The 17,423-nt window shown below is 53.4% G+C and carries 17 protein-coding genes; 10 read left to right on the top strand and 7 right to left on the bottom strand.

The genetic code is table 11. The features are described from left to right. Positions 1 to 4: 4 nt before the first annotated feature. The gene (locus tag JT718_RS08445) at positions 5 to 892 is read right to left on the bottom strand and encodes a TIGR02587 family membrane protein (protein WP_205501790.1); all 888 of its coding nucleotides are present in this window, start codon (positions 890 to 892) and stop codon (positions 5 to 7) included. A gap of 205 nt (positions 893 to 1,097) precedes the next feature. On the opposite strand from JT718_RS08445, the gene JT718_RS08440 reads away from it, so the two are divergent. Continuing rightward, on the top strand, positions 1,098 to 1,691 hold the full coding sequence (locus JT718_RS08440) for a GNAT family N-acetyltransferase (RefSeq protein WP_205501789.1): 594 nt from the start codon (positions 1,098 to 1,100) through the stop codon (positions 1,689 to 1,691). 46 nt (positions 1,692 to 1,737) lie between these two features. On the opposite strand, the gene JT718_RS08435 is transcribed toward JT718_RS08440, so the two are convergent. After that, positions 1,738 to 2,907 (bottom strand): lipid A deacylase, encoded by a 1,170-nt coding sequence (locus JT718_RS08435; protein ID WP_240337004.1) that lies wholly within the window; start codon positions 2,905 to 2,907, stop codon positions 1,738 to 1,740. Between the two features lie 562 nt (positions 2,908 to 3,469). Between JT718_RS08435 and recA the strand changes: the two genes are divergently transcribed. The 9 genes from recA (at position 3,470) to tsf (ending at position 11,686) form a co-directional block, all read left to right on the top strand. Further along, complete coding sequence (recA, locus tag JT718_RS08430) at positions 3,470 to 4,504, top strand: recombinase RecA (RefSeq protein ID WP_205501788.1); 1,035 nt, start codon at positions 3,470 to 3,472, stop codon at positions 4,502 to 4,504. Between the two features lie 153 nt (positions 4,505 to 4,657). After that, complete coding sequence (locus tag JT718_RS08425) at positions 4,658 to 5,467, top strand: DUF3108 domain-containing protein (RefSeq protein WP_205501787.1); 810 nt, start codon at positions 4,658 to 4,660, stop codon at positions 5,465 to 5,467. A 300-nt stretch (positions 5,468 to 5,767) separates the two neighbouring features. Then, on the top strand, positions 5,768 to 6,457 hold the full coding sequence (locus JT718_RS08420) for a response regulator transcription factor (protein ID WP_205501786.1): 690 nt from the start codon (positions 5,768 to 5,770) through the stop codon (positions 6,455 to 6,457). A 19-nt stretch (positions 6,458 to 6,476) separates the two neighbouring features. Next, complete coding sequence (locus JT718_RS08415; RefSeq protein ID WP_240337003.1) at positions 6,477 to 7,541, top strand: sensor histidine kinase; 1,065 nt, start codon at positions 6,477 to 6,479, stop codon at positions 7,539 to 7,541. Between the two features lie 170 nt (positions 7,542 to 7,711). Beyond that, positions 7,712 to 8,425 carry an RluA family pseudouridine synthase gene (locus tag JT718_RS08410; RefSeq protein ID WP_205501785.1) on the top strand — a complete coding sequence of 238 codons (714 nt, stop codon included), beginning with the start codon at positions 7,712 to 7,714 and terminating at the stop codon, positions 8,423 to 8,425. Positions 8,426 to 9,065: 640 nt separating this feature from the next. Next, positions 9,066 to 9,515 carry a 50S ribosomal protein L13 gene (gene rplM / locus JT718_RS08405; RefSeq protein ID WP_205501784.1) on the top strand — a complete coding sequence of 150 codons (450 nt, stop codon included), beginning with the start codon at positions 9,066 to 9,068 and terminating at the stop codon, positions 9,513 to 9,515. Positions 9,516 to 9,528: 13 nt separating this feature from the next. Next, complete coding sequence (gene rpsI / locus JT718_RS08400; RefSeq protein WP_205501783.1) at positions 9,529 to 9,915, top strand: 30S ribosomal protein S9; 387 nt, start codon at positions 9,529 to 9,531, stop codon at positions 9,913 to 9,915. A 24-nt stretch (positions 9,916 to 9,939) separates the two neighbouring features. Next, on the top strand, positions 9,940 to 10,701 hold the full coding sequence (rpsB, locus tag JT718_RS08395; protein WP_205501782.1) for a 30S ribosomal protein S2: 762 nt from the start codon (positions 9,940 to 9,942) through the stop codon (positions 10,699 to 10,701). A 151-nt stretch (positions 10,702 to 10,852) separates the two neighbouring features. Then, positions 10,853 to 11,686, top strand: coding sequence for a translation elongation factor Ts (gene tsf, locus JT718_RS08390; protein WP_205501781.1), 834 nt, complete (start codon positions 10,853 to 10,855; stop codon positions 11,684 to 11,686). Positions 11,687 to 11,938: 252 nt separating this feature from the next. Here tsf and JT718_RS08385 read toward each other — a convergent pair whose 3' ends face one another. From JT718_RS08385 to JT718_RS08365, 5 genes are all read right to left on the bottom strand, one after another. Continuing rightward, the gene (locus JT718_RS08385) at positions 11,939 to 12,094 is read right to left on the bottom strand and encodes a hypothetical protein (RefSeq protein ID WP_205501780.1); all 156 of its coding nucleotides are present in this window, start codon (positions 12,092 to 12,094) and stop codon (positions 11,939 to 11,941) included. Between the two features lie 731 nt (positions 12,095 to 12,825). Further along, the gene (locus JT718_RS08380) at positions 12,826 to 14,172 is read right to left on the bottom strand and encodes an NAD(P)/FAD-dependent oxidoreductase (protein ID WP_205501779.1); all 1,347 of its coding nucleotides are present in this window, start codon (positions 14,170 to 14,172) and stop codon (positions 12,826 to 12,828) included. 162 nt (positions 14,173 to 14,334) lie between these two features. Continuing rightward, positions 14,335 to 14,613: an Rdx family protein gene (locus JT718_RS08375; protein WP_205501778.1), complete on the bottom strand. Its 279-nt coding sequence runs from the start codon at positions 14,611 to 14,613 to the stop codon at positions 14,335 to 14,337. A gap of 230 nt (positions 14,614 to 14,843) precedes the next feature. Next, on the bottom strand, positions 14,844 to 15,914 hold the full coding sequence (locus tag JT718_RS08370) for a LacI family DNA-binding transcriptional regulator (protein ID WP_205501777.1): 1,071 nt from the start codon (positions 15,912 to 15,914) through the stop codon (positions 14,844 to 14,846). A gap of 208 nt (positions 15,915 to 16,122) precedes the next feature. Then, positions 16,123 to 17,223 (bottom strand): acyltransferase family protein, encoded by a 1,101-nt coding sequence (locus JT718_RS08365; protein WP_205501776.1) that lies wholly within the window; start codon positions 17,221 to 17,223, stop codon positions 16,123 to 16,125. Positions 17,224 to 17,423: the final 200 nt, after the last annotated feature.

Genomic DNA, 17,423 nt, shown 5'->3' with positions numbered 1-17,423 from the left:
TTTCTTATTTATACTCTTGGTCTAACAGGAACCGCCCGGCAGAGGCACCCAAGGAGGAGACCAGGGCCAGTACTACGGTGGCCTCTATGCAGACCTGCACGCCGGTGCCCTCAAACCTCCCGAAGAACCATAGCGCGCCCGCCGAAACACAGAAAGCGGTGGCGTACGTGATGCTCAGGCCCCAGAGTACTTCCAGGGCATTGGGCGGCTCGTTGGCGGGGGTTTCATACGCGCCCCTGAACCCCACGTAAAACAAGATGCCGCCGCTCAGCGCCAGCGACATCAGGAACATGAACAGCAGTTGAACCGGCGTGGCGTTAGAGGCAATGCTCATGACCTCATCGGTGGGGGCAACGTTGGCCGCAAACAGCATCCCGGCGCAGGTGGCCAGAAAAATCTGCTCTTTGGTGGAGGCCTGCCCGTTGTCTTGCTGGAGGAGCCGGCCCGCGTCCCGTTCCTTTCTGGTATCCTCTTCTTCCTCGTCTTCGCCGGAGGTACCCAACTGCGCCGTGCCCACCGACACCCCAATGGCCACCGGCATGGCTTCCACCACCGTCATGTACACAATCCGCTCCAAAGACATTTCCTCCAGGTTGGCCACGCCCAGGAGCCACAGAAACAGAAACGCCAGCACCAGCCCCAGGCCCATCTCTTCCACAGAGTCTACCACCACCTCTTTCCAGGAGGCCGTGCTGCGCAGGCCGGCATAGGTGTTGTAGCCCAGCAGCAGCACAAAAGTGACCACCACGTACAGCACCAACTGCCACGGCGACACCTCAAAGCTGGTCCACCAGACTTCCATGGTGTACAGCATGGGCAGGCTGAACAACAACCCGCCAATGATTCCGCGGCCGTATTCCTGTAATGACTGTGTGTGGCTTTTAACCCGCATGTGAACAAATTACGCCAAAGTATCCCTGCTGTTTCCGCTCAGAGAGGTGGCCTTTGTCTACGGCAATCTAGCGGGCGGTGTTCCTTTGGCCGTCTGGCCCGGCCCCGTTAAGGCGGCCTCCTCCTGCCGAGGCCACAAAAAACCCGGATTTGGGCACCTGCGCCGGAGTTGCCCCGTACAATTGGGAGGGTTATTTTCAAAGCTTATGCCGTTACCGCTCACCTCCGCCATTTCCGCCCCTGATTTTGCCACCCAAAGACTCTGGATAAGGCCCTACACGCTGGAGATGGCGCTGGACTTCTGGCGGCTGCTGCACAAGAACAGGGCCCGGCTCATGCCCGATTTCCCCGACCGCACCTCGGCCGTCAAAAGCCTGGAAGATGCCCAGAACCGGCTCAGGGTGTTCATCTCCCAACACAAGGCCGGCGACCTGTACAGTTTTGGGATCTGGCGGAAGGAAGAGGGCGATTACATTGGCGACATCACCTTGCGCCGGCTGGCGCGGGGCAAGCCTTTCTCTGAGGTGGGGTACTACCTGGGGGCGCAGGCCGAAGGCCAGGGATACGCCACCGAGGCCCTGCTGGCCATGACCCGCTACGCCTTTCAGGTGCTGCAGATGGAAAGCGTGAACCTCCGCTGCGCCGACACCAACCTCAAAAGCCAGCGCGTGGCAGAGCGGGCCGGCTTCACGCTCCTGAAGAAGTACGCTCCCGTAGCGCAGGACACCCCCACGCCCCAGCCCCGCCTCATCCATGTGTACCAGATGAAGAAAGAAGACCCCAACGCCGCCTCGCTGTAAAGAGGTGTTTCAGGGCTGTTTTCCAGAAAACGGGCCCAAAACCGTTTTACCGTTTCTTAAGCCGGGTCAGGAAGAAATCGGTGTTGAAGTTCAGGTACAGGCTGTTGGAGAACTCCAGCTTGGGCTGCTCCAGGTCATAGTAGGGCTCCAGGCGCAGGGTGAGGGAAAGCCCCTGCATGAGTTCAATGTCATGCATGAGCCGCAGGATGAAGAGCCGCCGCAGCTTGTTGGTATAGCCCGGTGACTTGAAGTTGGTAGACACCGACTGGAAGAGTTTGCCCCCCAGTTCGGCGTAGTAGCCGTTGCCCTGCCAGTAGCTCAGCATCACGTTCTGGTACTTGGTGTCAATGCCCGCGTTGAGGTAGATGCCAGTGCCCTGCCGGAAAGCCTGGTTCTTCTCATTGGAGAAATCCTTCCAGCCCACCACATATGGCTGAAAGTGCAGCGCCTTGAGCACCTTGCGGTTATAGTTCTTCCGGATCACCAAGCCCGCCGCCGCGTTGACGAAGGTCACCAGCGGCAGGTCGCTGGCGTCAATCTGGCCGCCCCGGTGCTGGGCCGTGAACTGCAGCGGCAGCCCCAGGTAAGTTTCCGTTTCGGGGCCGCTTTCCGCAGAACCCAGCTGAACCGGGGTGCGGTAGAGCGTGAGCTCCGCCGAGGCGCCGCCCGCCACTTCCTCCTGGAAAGGGTCCATGCGCCGTAGGTAGCGCTGCCAGTCAATCCAGGCGTCCAGCTTTACGCCGGGCTTGTTGAGCAGGAACTGCAGGCCGTTCTCCAGGCGGTTGGTGATGACCCGCTCAAAGTCATAGAGCGGCTCTATGTAACCGTGGTTCAGGTTCCCCTCCAGCGTACCGAAGAGCAGGGACATGCCGTTCTCCTCGTACCGGATGGTGAAGGTGGGCTGCACCAGAGAATACGCCCGGGTGCCGAAGTCTTTCTGCACCTGCACGCCGGCGTCTATGCGCACCGTGGGCGAGGCAAAATAGACCAGGCGCGGGTTAAGGTGGTACCCAAAGAGGGTGTAGCCTTCGGCGATGTCATTGAAGTACTCGTTGTTCTTCTGGTAGCCCAGCGCCTGGAGGCCCAGTTGCAGTTCTCCCGTTTGGTCGGGTTTTACCGGCTGTCTGACCTCCAGGGCCTGGTTGTTTAACTGGGCAAAGGCCGTTTGCGACGCCAGAAACGCTCCTAGCACGGTGGTAAGCCACTTTTTAGACATAGACGTACGTTTACACCCTGAGGGTAACAGAATCCTGCAACAAATGAAAAGGGCAAGACAGTACTCCAGAAACTCCCTTGCCCTAACCCGAAAGATAGATAAAAAACCAGAAGAAATGAAAGGGGCCGCCAGCCCCCACAATCACCTCAGCGGCCGGAGCCTGTGGGCCCGTTTCCGGTCCATTTCCTGTAAAACAGGCTTAAAACCTGAGGGCCAGCCTCTTCCCCCGCCGCCCGGGCCCAGGCTAAAAATACCTGCCCGGCTTGTAACTAATTGCCCCCGATGGGTGTTGTGAAAGAAGCCGGGAAAAGGCCCTGACCGCAAGTGCTTTCTCTGGTTTTCCAGGCTTTGGCCAAGCCTGATTTGCTAGTTTTAATAGCAAAACACCTAAAAAAATAACTAAAAAAACTAGTAAATCTTGGCACAAATCCGGTACTTTGGGTGTTTCCTATATACACCTCCGGAATAAGTCTGGATAGCAGCTGAAACGCCGCGGTTAGCGCTTGCAGATTGGCTCAGGAAGTCGTAAATTCATCAAAAATTAAGCAAAGAAAACACAGACATGAGTGTAAACAGCGAAAAATTGAAAGCGCTCCAACTCACTATCGACAAGCTGGACAAGACCTACGGCAAAGGTACGGTCATGAAGCTGAGCGATAACCAGGTGGAGGACGTTCCGGCCGTTTCTACGGGCTCCCTGGGCTTGGATATTGCCCTGGGTATTGGAGGTCTTCCCCGCGGCCGTGTGGTGGAGATCTACGGACCAGAATCTTCCGGTAAAACCACCCTTACCATGCACTGCATTGCGGAGGCACAGAAAGCCGGTGGCCTGGCCGCGTTCATTGACGCCGAGCACGCTTTCGACAAAACCTACGCTGAGAAACTAGGCATAGATACCGAGAACCTGCTGATTGCCCAGCCAGACAATGGTGAGCAAGCTCTGGAGATCGCGGACCACCTGATCCGCTCCGGTGCCATTGACATCATCGTGATTGACTCCGTGGCTGCCCTGGTGCCTAAAGGCGAACTGGAAGGCGACATGGGCGAGAGCAAGATGGGTCTTCAGGCCCGTTTGATGTCACAGGCCCTGCGTAAACTGACCGGTACCATCAACAAGACCAACTGCTTGTGTATCTTCATCAACCAGCTGCGTGAGAAGATTGGCGTGATGTTCGGTAACCCAGAGACCACTACCGGTGGTAACGCCCTGAAGTTCTACGCTTCGGTACGTCTGGATATCCGCCGCATTGGCCAGATCAAGGAGGGTCCGGACAGCATCACGGGTAACCGCACCAAGGTGAAAGTGGTGAAGAACAAAGTGGCGCCTCCGTTCAAAGTGGTGGAATTTGACATCATGTACGGCGAGGGCATCTCCAAAGTAGGCGAGATCCTTGACCTGGGCGTGGACCTGGGCGTGGTACAGAAATCTGGTTCCTGGTTCTCTTACAACGGCGACCGCTTAGGCCAAGGCCGCGACGCCGTGAAGCAGTTCCTGTTAGACAACGAGGAGCTGATGCAGGAGATTGAGAATAAGATTCGTGCCCTGGTGAAAGGCGAGCCTGAAAAAGTGGCCGCTGCCCTGGAAGACAACGAGTAATCTTTAGTTTTTTTCACAAAACGGCACCTTTTGGGGTGCCGTTTCTGTTTTAGGTACGTTCCATCTGAAAACCCATACATTTGCGTACCTGCCGCTGCCCGGCGTTTTGGTACGACATTTGAATAGCTTCAGGCATACTGGAAAGATTGGCTTATGCGAATAAAACATCAACTGCTGCTGGTACTCCCGCTACTGGGATTGGTGCTAAGCGGCTTTGCCCTCAATGACACCATGCGCACGGTGAAGAATGACAGCTTCGGGCCGGGCGAGGTGCTGCAATACAAAGTGCACTACGGCATCATCAACGCCGGTGAGGCCACCATCCATGTGTCTCCTAACCTGCAGCGCATCAACAACCGGCCCTGCTACCAGGCCACTGTGAGCGGCAAGACCACCGGCTCCTTTGACTTCTTCCATCGCATCAGGGACACCTGGAGCTCGTACATAGACACTTCCTCCATGCTGCCGCTGCGTTTCTACCGCAACATTGAGGAAGGCCGGTACCGCCGCAAGGAAACCACCGACTTTAACCACCAGACCAATACCGTGGTGGTGAACGACAGCCGCGATGAAAAGAAGAACCAGGTCTTTAAAGTGCCAGACAATGCCCAGGACATGGTGAGCGGCTTCTATTACCTGCGCACCCTTGACCTGGACAGGTACAAGCCGGGCCAGAGCATCAGGATGCAGGGCTTTCTGGGCGACGAGGTGTTTGACATGACCGTTACCTACAAAGGCGTGACCACGGTAGAAACCAAGGCCGGCAAGATCAGGGCGCACCGCCTAACGCCCAGAATGCCCAAGAACAAGCTGTTCAGCGGCGAAGACGCCATCTCGGTGTACTTCTCTGATGACGTGAACAAGATTCCCGTTATGTTCCAGGCTGAGATGTTTGTGGGTTCCGTGAAAGTAGACCTGTACAAGTACAGCGGCCTCAAAGGCCGGCTGAACGTAGTGAAATAAGCCATTGCCCCTCAACAGCACCGCCGCCGGAGCCCATCTCTGGCGGCGGTGCTGTTTTAGAGCCGTTTTCCCAAAAGCCGGCGTAAAACAGTGCGCCTTTCTGCCCAAGGCTAGGTAGCCCCGGCAGGGGGCTTGCTAACAATTTGTTAACATGAATTCCCTGCCGCCACCTAACATCTAGTTAAGACTTTGTCTATCTTTGGCTTGAATTTCAGGCTGCCTGGTCGCTTTTGCGCGCCTTGCCTGAGGCTACAAGAAGATTGCACAGGCAACCCTCTTTCCACCCAACCGCATACCCCTATGCAAACGCCAGCCAAATACAAGATTCTGGTAGTAGACGATGACCCAGACATCGTGGAGTTGTTACAGTACAACCTGGAGAAGGAAGGCTATGAGGTGGCCCACGCCGAGAACGGCCAGCAGGCCCTGGAGGTAGCCAAAAAAGTAGACCCAGACATTATCCTGCTGGACGTGATGATGCCCGTGATGGACGGCATCACCGCCTGCCGCCAGTTGCGCGACAACCCCAAGTTCAAGGGCACTCACATCCTGTTCCTGACCGCCCGCAGCGAGGAATTCTCTGAGGTGGCCGCCTTTGACGCCGGCGCCGATGATTTTATTGTGAAGCCCATCAAGCCCCGCGCCCTCATCAGCCGGTTGGGCGCCTACGTGCGCCGCGACAACAACCAACCCGAGCAGTCGCAGGTGATAGAGATTGGCGGGCTGCGCATTGACCGCACCAGCTTTATGGTGCACAAAGGCGACCAGAAAATCACGCTGCCCAAGAAGGAGTTTGAGCTTCTGGCTTTCCTGGCGAACACGCCCAACAAGGTGTTCAGCCGCGATGAGTTGTTGAACAACGTGTGGGGCAACGATGTGTTTGTCATTGCCCGCACCGTGGATGTGCACATCAGGAAAGTGCGCGAAAAAATAGGCGAAGATCAGATTAAGACCATTAAAGGCGTTGGCTACAAATTCAACACCGACTAAACCGGCTGCCCCTACTCCCTTGGCCGCTACTCAGAAAGACCACAAGCTGAGTTCCCAGAAGATTGCCCTCATCATCTCGCTGCTGGTGGCCCTGATCATCACCTGCTACCTGGCCGTTTCACCGTACCTGGGCTTTAAGCAGCGCGTGCTGGCCCTGGCCCTTACGTTCTCCTCCTGCTTTTTACTGGTGTATTTCTCCTACGAGGCCCTCATCTTCAGGGAGATCAACAACATTTACGGCAGCCTGGAGAAGTTCAAGCGCAAGGAGTTCAAGCGCATGAGCAGCAAGTTCCTGTTCAGGCCAGATCCGCTGCAGCGCATCAAAGACGAGATTTACCTCCTGGCCGAACGGAACCAGAAGGAGATTGAGGAGCTGAAGCGCCTGCAGGCCATGCGCCGCGAGTTCCTGGCCGACGTTTCGCACGAACTCAAGACCCCTATCTTCGCGGCCCAGGGCTTTATCCATACCCTGCTGGATGGCGCCATGGACGATGAGCGCGTGCGCGACAAGTTCCTGAAGAAAGCCGCCCGCAGCCTGGACGGCCTTGATACCCTGGTGCAGGACCTCATCACCATCTCGCAGCTGGAGAAAGGCGTGATTCAGATGAAGAAAGCACCTTTTGACCTGAATGAACTGGGCCTGGAAGTGCTGGAGCAGTTGGAGAGCAAAGCCCGCACGCGGAACATGACCATTCACCTGCTCAACGCCCCCGAGGAGAGCTTTGAGGTGCTGGGCGACCGGGGCCGCATCAAGCAAGTTCTGATCAACCTTATTGACAACGCCATCAAATACGGCTCTGAGGACGGCAACATCTGGCTCTCGTTCCAGGACGGGAAGAAGAAAACCCTGGTCACCGTGCGTGATGACGGTCCGGGCATTCCCAAAGAGCACCTGAACCGCATCTTTGAGCGCTTTTACCGCATAGACCGGAGCCGCACCCGCGATGGCTCGGGCGGGGGCTCGGGCCTGGGGCTGGCCATTTCCAAGCACATCGTGGAAGCCCATAAATCTACGATTGTGGTTGCCAGCGAAGTAGGCAAAGGCACCACCCTGCATTTCAAGCTCACCAAGGTAAAGGTCTAGCGCAGATTTAGGCCGGTTTTCTGGAAATTGGGTCCAAAACCCGCACACGCGGCAAGCCAAAAATTATAGGTACCTTTGCAGCCTAAGCCGCCTGGCTTACTGTTTTTGCTTTGTTTGCGTAAAACCAGGGCAAAAACAGTAAGCCAGGCGGCGGCTACACACCCATTTCTATGAAGGTACCCGCATTCAGCGACTTAATTATTTTTGAAAACGACGATTACATTGTAGTCAACAAACCTCCGTTTCTGGCCACCCTGGAAGACCGCGCCCTCAACGCTACCAACCTGCTGGCGCTGGCCCGCCACTACCACCCAGATGCCCAGGCCTGCCACCGCCTGGACAAGGAGACTTCCGGGTGCCTGGCCATTGCGAAGAACCCAGAGGCGTACCGGCACCTTTCCATGCAGTTTGAGAACCGCCAGGTGCAGAAGGTGTACCACGCGGTGGCCTGGGGCAGCCATGAGTTCAAAGACCTGTTGGTAGACCGCGCCATTCAGCCGGGCCTGAAGGGAGTGGCCAAACTGGCCTTCAAAGGCAAACCCGCGCAGACCTATTTCACCACTCTGGAGAAGTTTGGCCGCCACACGCTGGTGGAGTGCAAACCCATCACTGGCCGCATGCACCAGATTCGCCTGCACCTGGCTTACCTGAAAGCCCCTATTGTGCAGGACGAGATGTACGGCGGCGAACCGCTTTTCCTCTCCAGCCTGAAACGCAAGTTCAACTTGGCCAAAAACACCGAGGAACAGCCCCTCATCAAGCGCTTCGCCCTCCACTCCTACCAACTAGGCTTTACGTTACTGAACGGTGAACCCATCCTGGTCACCGCCGAGTACCCCAAAGACTTTGACGTACTTTTAAAGCTACTCCGCAAAAACGGCTAAGAATCTGGTTGATGGTTGTTGATGGTTTTCATTGAGAGATTCCTTCTTTCGCTGGCGCGAGTCTCTGACTCGTGCCTCTGGATGCCGGGTAGTCTCTGACTACCCTCGCTGCCCCGCAGCGAAACCAGGTTTGCAGAACCACTTTCCCCGGTTTACATCCTAAACAGACCTTTCCATTTAAGGTACGAAGCCCGTTCCTGCGCTCCCCTGAACTAATTTATTTAACCACAGCACGGAGGTTCCTTTTACAGGAAACGAACAAACCAACTCGTATTTCCCGCCGAGTCTGTAGCTTTCGCGTCATCCCAAGTCACAAGACTTCAGTATCGAGCCAGGTAAATGCCAGCATCACAGAAGAGAGCTAAGCTGATTTGCTCTCAACGTTTGTCCTTTCCAATCCCTTGAGCCCACGCGGTTTTCGGCTTGTTTTCAGAAAAAGGAGCAAGAAACGCCTAACCGCTTAGGCCTAACTTCTTCATTCTAAGCCTGTCATCAGAATCTATTTACCCTTGCATTGGGTAAATTCCCTTGATTTTCAGGGGAATAAATGCCGTTACTGTTGCATGCCAAAAAGAAAGCGCGTATCTTTGTGACCATTTTCAAGAAAAAGCATACATTTTTCACCTGTTAACCATTTACAATGGACCATTTAAGTTATAAGACGCTATCAGTTAATAAGGCGGCCGCAAACAAAGGCTGGGTAGTGATAGACGCCGGAGACTCAACCCTTGGCCGTGTGGCCTCTCAGATCGCGATGATTCTTCGCGGCAAAAACAAGCCTTCTTTCACGCCTAACGCTGACTGCGGAGACAACGTGATTGTCATCAACGCTGACAAAGTAAGAATGACCGGCAAGAAGTGGGATAAGAAGACGTTTGTGACGCACACTGGCTATCCAGGTGGTCAGAAGACCTTCACTCCCCGTGAGCTGAAAGCCAAGTCTTCTACCCTGTTGGTAGAGCGTGCGGTGAAAGGTATGTTGCCTAAGACTCGTTTGGGCCGTGAGCAATTCCGTAACCTGTACGTGTATGCTGCTGCTGAGCATCCGCATGAGGCACAACAGCCTGTTCAAGTAAAACTTACAAAATAACTAGACATATTTAATGGAAGTTCTCAATACATCTGGTAGAAGAAAAACCTCGGTGGCGCGCATCTACATGACGTCAGGGCAAGGGAATATCACTATTAACGATAGAGATATCAAGGAATACTTCCCTAGTGAAGTATTGCAAACCATTGTGCAGCAGCCTCTGGTGCTGATTGACGCGGTTGGCAAATACGACATTAAGGCGAACATCAAAGGCGGTGGCGTAGCCGGTCAGGCAGAAGCCCTGCGTTTGGCGATCACCAAGGCTTTGGTGGAAGAAAACGCGGAAACCCGTCCAGCCCTGAAAAAAGAAGGATTCTTAACCCGCGACCCACGCATGGTGGAGCGTAAGAAATTCGGTAAGCGCAAAGCCCGTCGTTCCTTCCAGTTCTCTAAACGTTAATATATCATCAGCTGTATCACTATCATGGCTAATACCACTTATAAAGATTTACTGGACGCCGGTGTGCACTTTGGCCACCTTACCAGAAAATGGGATCCTAAAATGGCTCCGTACATTTTCATGGAGAAAAACGGTATCCACATCATTGACCTGAACAAAACCCTTGCTTCCCTGGACGAGGCTACCTCTGCCATCAAGCAGATTGCCAAGTCAGGCCGTAAGATTTTGTTTGTTGCCACCAAGAAACAAGCGCAGGACATTGTGGCCGAAGAGGCAAAACGCCTGAAGATGCCGTATGTGACTGACCGTTGGTTGGGTGGTATGTTGACTAACTTCCAGACGGTACGCAAGTCTTTGAAGAAAATGTCAACCATTGACAAAATGGTGAAAGACAACACCGCTTACGCTGCTATGGCAAAACGTGAGCGTCTGATGTTGAACCGTGAGCGTGAGAAACTGGAGCGTGTGTTGGGCGGTATCGCTGACCTGTCTCGTCTCCCAGCTGCTCTGTTCGTAGTGGACGTGAAGCGTGAGGCTATCGCCATCAAAGAAGCCCAGAAACTGAACCTGCCTGTATTCGCGATTGTGGATACTAACTCTAACCCAGAGACCGTAGACTTCCCAATCCCGGCTAACGATGACGCTTCTAAGTCAATCGCCCTGATCACTTCTTTGATTGGCCGCGCCATTGAAGAAGGTCTGTCTGAGCGCAAGGTAGACAAAGAAGACTCTGACAGAAAACGCTCAGAGGAAGAAGGCATCCAGGAGAAAATTGACGCTGAATAAGCTTCTGCCTCTTTAGATAAAGAATTGAAACTGAACATTAGGAAGCCTGGCGCCACTAGTGTTCAGTTTCTTTTTAACCAAACCGGTGCCGCCCCACAGCGGGCCACCCTCCTAGTAAAACTTATTAACCGTACTTCTTAATAAAAGAACAATGGCTATTACAGCACAAGATGTAAACAGACTTCGCCAGGAAACTGGCGCTGGTATGATGGACTGCAAAAAAGCCCTGACCGAAGCCAACGGCGACTTTGAGGCAGCCAAAGATATCCTTCGTAAGCAAGGTCAGAAAATTGCCAGCAAGCGCGCTGACAACGCTACTTCTGAGGGAGTGGTGTTGACGCAGGTAAACGCTGAAGGTACTGTAGGGAAAGTAATCGCGCTGGCTTGCGAGACTGAGCCGGTATCTAAAGTAGAAGACTTCAAAAACCTGGCCCAGGCCGTATTGAGCGCAGCCGTTTCTACCAACGCTCCTTCTAAAGAAGAGTTGTTGGCTACGCCACAGACCGATGGCCGCTCGCTGCAAGACCACATCACGGACCTGATGGGTAAGATTGGCGAGAAAATTGACGTGGTTTCTTACGAGACAGTTTCTGCCGAGAAAGTAGTAGCCTACAACCACTCTAATGGTAAACTGGGTGTATTGGTGGGCTTGACTAACACCGGTGACAAAGACGTTACTGAGGTTGGAAAAGACGTGGCCATGCAAATTGCCGCCATGCGTCCTATCGCGGTGGACAAAGACGGCGTTGATGCCGCTACCATCCAGCGCGAGATTGAGATTGGCAAAGAGCAAGCCCGTCAGGAAGGCAAGCCAGAGGAAATGCTGGAGAAAATTGCCCAAGGCAAACTGAACAAGTTCTACAAAGAAAGCACCCTGTTGAACCAGGAGTTTGTGAAAGACTCTTCTTTGACCATTGCCAAACTGCTGGACAACACCAACAAAGGCATGACCGTTACTGAGTTCAAGAGAGTTGCAATTGGCTAAGCGCTTGCCGTAGCAGATTCTTTGAAAATAATAAAGCCCCACTGCGTTTGCGGTGGGGCTTTTGCTTTCTTGTATTTAATATTTAATACTAAATATTAGATAAAATGAGGCATAGCGTACTTATAGAGTACATTTTGGTGTATTACATAAGTACCGTACCTGCTGTAGTAAATAGTTTTTCTATATAGATTCTTTAATGGGTTGTGTTCTGGTAGATGATGTCAGGATGGTACGCGTGGGCTCTCTCTAGAATTAGTTGCTAGAAACCAATGATCCTCTCTTGTCAAGCTGGATGGCTTGCTCAACGTTGTTCGCAGCATTCTTAGCAGCGTTTTTCAACTTAGATTGTTCTTTTCTCAATCTTTTTTCTGCTGAGATATAACTCAGGAAGGTAGCTTTAGCTTTCATGGTGTAGATGTTACTGATTAAACAAATAGATAACTTTATACTTGATAGTTACATTATATATAAGCTAAGTTCTACATCTTAGGCTACTGAGCAATAGAATCCAGGTTTTACAGCTAGCATCTTACTTGTTTGAACTTAACCAACAAAAAACATAATTATCAGACCTAGCAACAGCAACACTCTGCCAACAAGTTCAATCGGCTATAAACTTCCACGGGGAATTGTTTAGGCTGTGCAACTGGTCTGTATAACTTTGTTGATCTAATTTATAGGTTATTCTATAAACTGCAAAATTTTTTGTTATTAATGTTACATTATTTCAGATTATACCTAAAAGTGGGTAGCACATTCATGGAAATATTGCTACTAACGCTCCCTCCAACACCAGCCACATAGTACTTATACTACAATATTTTTAACTAGCATTACTCCTGCTGCTACTGCAAAAGAGGCTTTAAACTCTTGAATCATGCTTTCATTAATGTATTTACATGAAGGATAAGCAGATACCAAATACCGCATCAGTATTTACCCATCCTACACCATGACATGGAAAAGGAATTATACAATTATTAAAAAGTCAGACACAAGCCCGTAAACTTTTGTTCATATAACAGCACCAGGCGGCAGCCCTGTTGTGAAAAGCAGTCATCCATCAAAAAAGCCCGCTTTGGGCGGGCCTTTTTAGATGCTAAAAACAAGAAGAAGCAAGAACCTTACTGAACCCTGGATCAGTCCAGGTCAGCCTGCCTCCTTACAAATTCCTGTCCCGCAACATCATCTTTTCTCAGGAAAGGACGAATGATCAGGCGGTTGCCGTTCTCGCGGGTAAAGAACTTGTAGATCCAGTTGGCCAGCACCACCAGCTTGTTCCGGAACCCAATGAGGTAGTAAATGTGTACAAAGAGCCAGGCCGCCCAGGCAATGAACCCTTTCAGGTGCAGGTCCTTAGGCAGATCGGCTACCGCACGGTTCCGGCCGATGATGGCCAGGGAGCCTTTGTCAAAGTACTCAAAGGGCTGCAGGGGCTCGTTCCTGATGAGGCGTTGCAGGTTCTTGGCCAGGTGCTGCCCCTGCTGAATGGCCGGTTGCGCCACCCCCGGGTGTCCCCGGGGCCATTTCTCGGTCTTCATGGCCGCCACATCGCCAATGGCGAAGATATCCGGGAAGCCGATGACCTGGTTAAAGGTATTCACCAGGTAGCGTCCCCGTTCGCTCGCCTCGGGCGGGAGGCCGGCAATCTGGGCCCCAGAGACCCCGGCCGCCCAGATAAGCGTCTGGGTCCTGATGGTCTCCCCGCCCTTGAAGGTCACCAACTCGCCGTCGTACGACTCTACCAGGGTGTTGAGCTTTACAACAACCCCGGCACTCTCCAGGTACTCCTTGGTGGTCTGGCTAGACTTGGGAGACATGGGCGGTAAAACGCGGTCAAGGCCCTCCACCAGAATAATGTTCATCTGGCTGAAGTCCAGCCCGGGGTAATCGCCCGGCAGAATATACTTGCGCATCTCGGCCAGGGCGCCGGCCAGTTCTACGCCCGTGGGCCCTCCCCCCACGATCACGAAGTTGAGCAGGCTTTGCCGCACATCGGGATCTTTGATCATGTTGGCCTGCTCAAAAGCCTGCAACATCTGGCTCCTGAGGTTCAGGGCATCGGGGATCTGCTTGAGGGGAAAGGAATAGCGCTTGATCTGCTCGTTCCCGAAGTAGTTGGATTTGGTGCCCGTGGCGATGACCAGGTAGTCATACCTGAGCTCGCCTACCAGGGTGGTCACGGTTTTGGCGGCCGGGTTCACTCCCGTTACCTTCACCTGCCGGAAGTGGAAGTCCTCGTAGTCCTCGTCAAACATTTTCCGGAGGGGCTCGGCAATTGCATCGGGCTCCAGGCCGGCCGTGGCTACCTGGTACAGCAGGGGCCAGAACCCATGGTAGTTTTGCCGGTCAAACATCACTACCTGAAACTCTTTTCCGGGCAGTTTCTTCACCAGGTTCACGCCCCCAAACCCACCGCCGATGATAACCACCCGGGGCTTGGTAGTTTCCGGAATGTTGAGGGAAAGCTCGTTTATATGCAGCATAGTTAATCAGTGGTAAGTCACAAAGGCCCTACGCTTGCAGGGCCGTCTTTTCTCATTAGCCTTATACTGATATTCCTGTATATAAGATATAGCGTATTTACTACCTCCCACGGCGACCCGGCAGGGGGAAGCACTAAAAAGCCCTGGGCCTAAGCACAACGCCTACTTCCGGTCTGAGTGCCCCAGGCTTTTGCCAGGGTTCACCCTGTCCCGCACCAGCTGCTTCAGCTCCTTTACGTCGGGAAAGCGGCCAGCGGCTCTGCGGTCGAAGATCACCTGGTCATTAAGGCGGATGAGGTAGGTGCCGCTGGTCTCGCTGGGTTCCAGGAGCACACCTTTTACATCGTCGGTGAAGGTGGTGAGCAGTTCCTGGGCCATGTAGGCGGCGCGCAACATCCAGCCGCATTTGGGGCAGTACTCTATGCTGACAATTGGTTTCATGCTGGGTTCTACGGCTGACGGCCAAACAGGGCAACAAGTTCACGCTACAAATAGGGCCCCATTGCCAGCTTCCCGTTCCGCACTCCGCGGGTACTCCTAGAGCACCTTTCCTACTTCTATCCTCTAATTAGAAAATATGCCTGAAGTACGGTGAAGGATTTTCGTCTATCGGGTATAGTTTTGGGGTGATTTTCCGGAAAATAGCCCTGAAACAGTAGCTATGCCGGCCCTTACAGATCTGCTTCTATATAATAGTGTAGATTCTCTTTGGTGATGATGTCCAGCGGCAGGTACTTAATGGGGTTGACCTTCTTTTTGAACACCAGCTTATCGGCCAGGCCGTAGATGCCCCAGTAGCCCTGCCCCTTGGGATTTTGGTTGATTAGGAACTCAATCAAGCCCTTCTTAAGAAAGTGGAGGTTTCTTTCCATGAGGTCATAGCCAATCAACTTGATGTGGGAAACGCCCCTCAGCTGCAGGTAATGGGCCACGGTATGGGCTTTGGAGTTGGTCACGAAGATGCCCCTGACCTTAGGGTTATCCTGCAGCAACTGGTCTAGCTGCTCATGAAACGCGGCCGAGGAGGAGTTGTGCAGATCGGCCTGCAGCAGCGGATACTGCGTTTCTGAGCCGATTTGGGAAAAATAGTCGAAAAACCCTTGCTCTTTGTTAATCAGGTGGGAGGAGTTGGACAGGTCCACGTCTATGTGGGCCACCAGAAAAGCGGCTCCCTGCGGATGCCCGTAGTGCAGCAGTTTCGCCGCCAGATACCCGCTCTGGTAAGAATCCTGCCCAATGTAAATGAGGGGCTCGTAATCCGGAATGTGCGTGTTGAACAGCGCGAACGGAATCTCCAGCTCTTTCCATTTTTTGAAAAAAGGGAGCGACTCGCGGTAGAAAATGGGAGCCACCAGAATGGCGTCGGGGCTCATGGCAATGACTTCGTTCGCTTTCTGCCGGTAAGAGGCAGCCTCATAGGGATCAAAAATAAACTGCGTCACCCTTACCCCATACTGCGCCAGTTCGGCCTGCGCTTTCTCCACTCCGGTTTTGGGGGCCTGCCAGTACACATCCTGCTGGGGGTCTGGCAGCAGCGCGGCTATCTCGTACACCCGGTTGTTTACCAGGGTACGGGCCAGCAGGTTGGGCTGGTAGTTAAGTTCCTGCGCAATTTCCAGGACTTTTTGCCGCACGTCCTCGGCCACGCGCCCCCGCTCATGCAGCACCCGGTCTACGGTACCCGTTGAAACTCCTGCTTTTTCCGCAATATCCTTAATCCGAACGATGCCTTTCTTTACCATTGACCTTATTTTCTGATACAATCTCTGATGCCTTGCTCACCTGCTCTCATCACTGGGCAAACCAATGCGACATTAGTCACAAGTGGTCCTTTTTAGATTGAGCAAGCCGGAGGGTGATGCACTTATATATGTGTACGAACAAATATACCAATTACCAACAATCCGCTTGCCTCTCACACGAAATGCCAGACCTCTTTTCCCTTATCTCCTAAACCCTAAAGAAGATGCGCCTTTGGTACAGCCAGTAGCAGATGTACCACTCCACCGCCAGCGTAGCAAGGGAGGCCAGCACCGCCTGCACCTGATCTGGCACCCCAAACCAATCGGTAAACCCGTTGGTGAAGATAGCCACTGTTCCATTCAGCCACTGCAGCCCCACGGTTTCAAAGAACAGGTAAATGAAGATGGGGTTCATGCCCACCACCGTGAAAAACAGCACCCAGTGCCCGGCCTTTCTCACGTCAATGCTCCAGTAGCAGAACGCCAGCAGCAGGAACACCCACCCGCCCGAGGCAAGGACGAAGGAAGCGGTACAAATACGTTTGATGATAGGGTCTACGCCGGTGAAGTCCAGGGCATGTCCCACCAGTACCCCCAAGATGCCGGCCAGCACGAAAACCTTGATTTTAGAGGCCGCCGATTTGTGGGAGGCCAGCACTTTCCCGGCCAGGCTTCCCCAGATGGTGTGGGCGGCCGTGGGCAGGAAGTTCATGGCAATCCAATGGCCACTGTTCAGTTTACCCATCAGGAGCAGATCCATCCAGGAGCCGAAGTTCTTGTCTGGGGTAAAAGGCTGGTCAAACCCCGGAATGTGGGCGAACCGGTACAAGGCCTCGCTGAGGCCAATACAGAGAAATGAGACCAGCAACTGGGTTCGGGCCGAGTACGGCAGCAGCACATACGCCACCAGTAACGTAACCGACAGCTGCGCCAGCACATTCCACAGCTCACACACCAACTTACCGGCATACACGCAATGGAGCGCCACCCCCAACAGCAGAAGCTTCAGGCTTCGCTTCAGCACATGATGGGTGATCAGGCTTGGGGCATCGCCTTTCTGGAGCCGGTGCTGCACTGAGAAGTACAGAGAGGTACCCGCAATGGTCATGAAGGCCGGCTGCACCAGGTCCCAGAAATGGAGTCCCTGCCAGGGCACGTGGAAGAACTGCTGCACCAGCTGGCCCGCTATGCCCTCGGTTCCGGCCAGTTCCTGCCAGCGTACATATAATAGTGTGCTTTCGGCGGCCAGCAAAACCATGATGACGCCGCGCATGAAATCCAGAGAAAGGAGCCGGTAGGTGGTCTTCATAGGAAATGCGTCTGTTACCCCGGTTACCGTTGGGGCATGCTTAACCGAAGAGTTGCGAGTGGTATAAGAAGGATTTGCCATCTGTTTTTGGCTTGTTTTTCTTATAATAAGGTAAAATCAGGCATCCGGCGCCGCTGCCCACCCTGGCCCTGACAGGAAGATTCATCTACTTTCTTGTCCTCTGCGCTTCTCCCCTGCTC

Origin of the sequence: Rufibacter psychrotolerans, from assembly GCF_016924645.1 — a bacterium.
GTDB lineage: Bacteria > Bacteroidota > Bacteroidia > Cytophagales > Hymenobacteraceae > Nibribacter > Nibribacter psychrotolerans.
Note: the sequence above shows the minus strand (reverse complement) of the source record. Positions and strands in the feature narration are given on the sequence as shown.

Excerpts from the sequence above, each read along its gene's own strand:
- JT718_RS08445 (WP_205501790.1), bottom strand. The coding sequence starts at position 892 with ATGCGGGTTAAAAGCCACACACAGTCATTACAGGAATACGGCCGCGGA.
- JT718_RS08440 (WP_205501789.1), top strand. The coding sequence starts at position 1,098 with ATGCCGTTACCGCTCACCTCCGCCATTTCCGCCCCTGATTTTGCCACC.
- JT718_RS08435 (WP_240337004.1), bottom strand. The coding sequence starts at position 2,907 with ATGTCTAAAAAGTGGCTTACCACCGTGCTAGGAGCGTTTCTGGCGTCG.
- recA (WP_205501788.1), top strand. The coding sequence starts at position 3,470 with ATGAGTGTAAACAGCGAAAAATTGAAAGCGCTCCAACTCACTATCGAC.
- JT718_RS08425 (WP_205501787.1), top strand. The coding sequence starts at position 4,658 with ATGCGAATAAAACATCAACTGCTGCTGGTACTCCCGCTACTGGGATTG.
- JT718_RS08420 (WP_205501786.1), top strand. The coding sequence starts at position 5,768 with ATGCAAACGCCAGCCAAATACAAGATTCTGGTAGTAGACGATGACCCA.
- JT718_RS08410 (WP_205501785.1), top strand. The coding sequence starts at position 7,712 with ATGAAGGTACCCGCATTCAGCGACTTAATTATTTTTGAAAACGACGAT.
- rplM (WP_205501784.1), top strand. The coding sequence starts at position 9,066 with ATGGACCATTTAAGTTATAAGACGCTATCAGTTAATAAGGCGGCCGCA.
- rpsI (WP_205501783.1), top strand. The coding sequence starts at position 9,529 with ATGGAAGTTCTCAATACATCTGGTAGAAGAAAAACCTCGGTGGCGCGC.
- rpsB (WP_205501782.1), top strand. The coding sequence starts at position 9,940 with ATGGCTAATACCACTTATAAAGATTTACTGGACGCCGGTGTGCACTTT.
- tsf (WP_205501781.1), top strand. The coding sequence starts at position 10,853 with ATGGCTATTACAGCACAAGATGTAAACAGACTTCGCCAGGAAACTGGC.
- JT718_RS08385 (WP_205501780.1), bottom strand. The coding sequence starts at position 12,094 with ATGAAAGCTAAAGCTACCTTCCTGAGTTATATCTCAGCAGAAAAAAGA.
- JT718_RS08380 (WP_205501779.1), bottom strand. The coding sequence starts at position 14,172 with ATGCTGCATATAAACGAGCTTTCCCTCAACATTCCGGAAACTACCAAG.
- JT718_RS08375 (WP_205501778.1), bottom strand. The coding sequence starts at position 14,613 with ATGAAACCAATTGTCAGCATAGAGTACTGCCCCAAATGCGGCTGGATG.
- JT718_RS08370 (WP_205501777.1), bottom strand. The coding sequence starts at position 15,914 with ATGGTAAAGAAAGGCATCGTTCGGATTAAGGATATTGCGGAAAAAGCA.
- JT718_RS08365 (WP_205501776.1), bottom strand. The coding sequence starts at position 17,223 with ATGAAGACCACCTACCGGCTCCTTTCTCTGGATTTCATGCGCGGCGTC.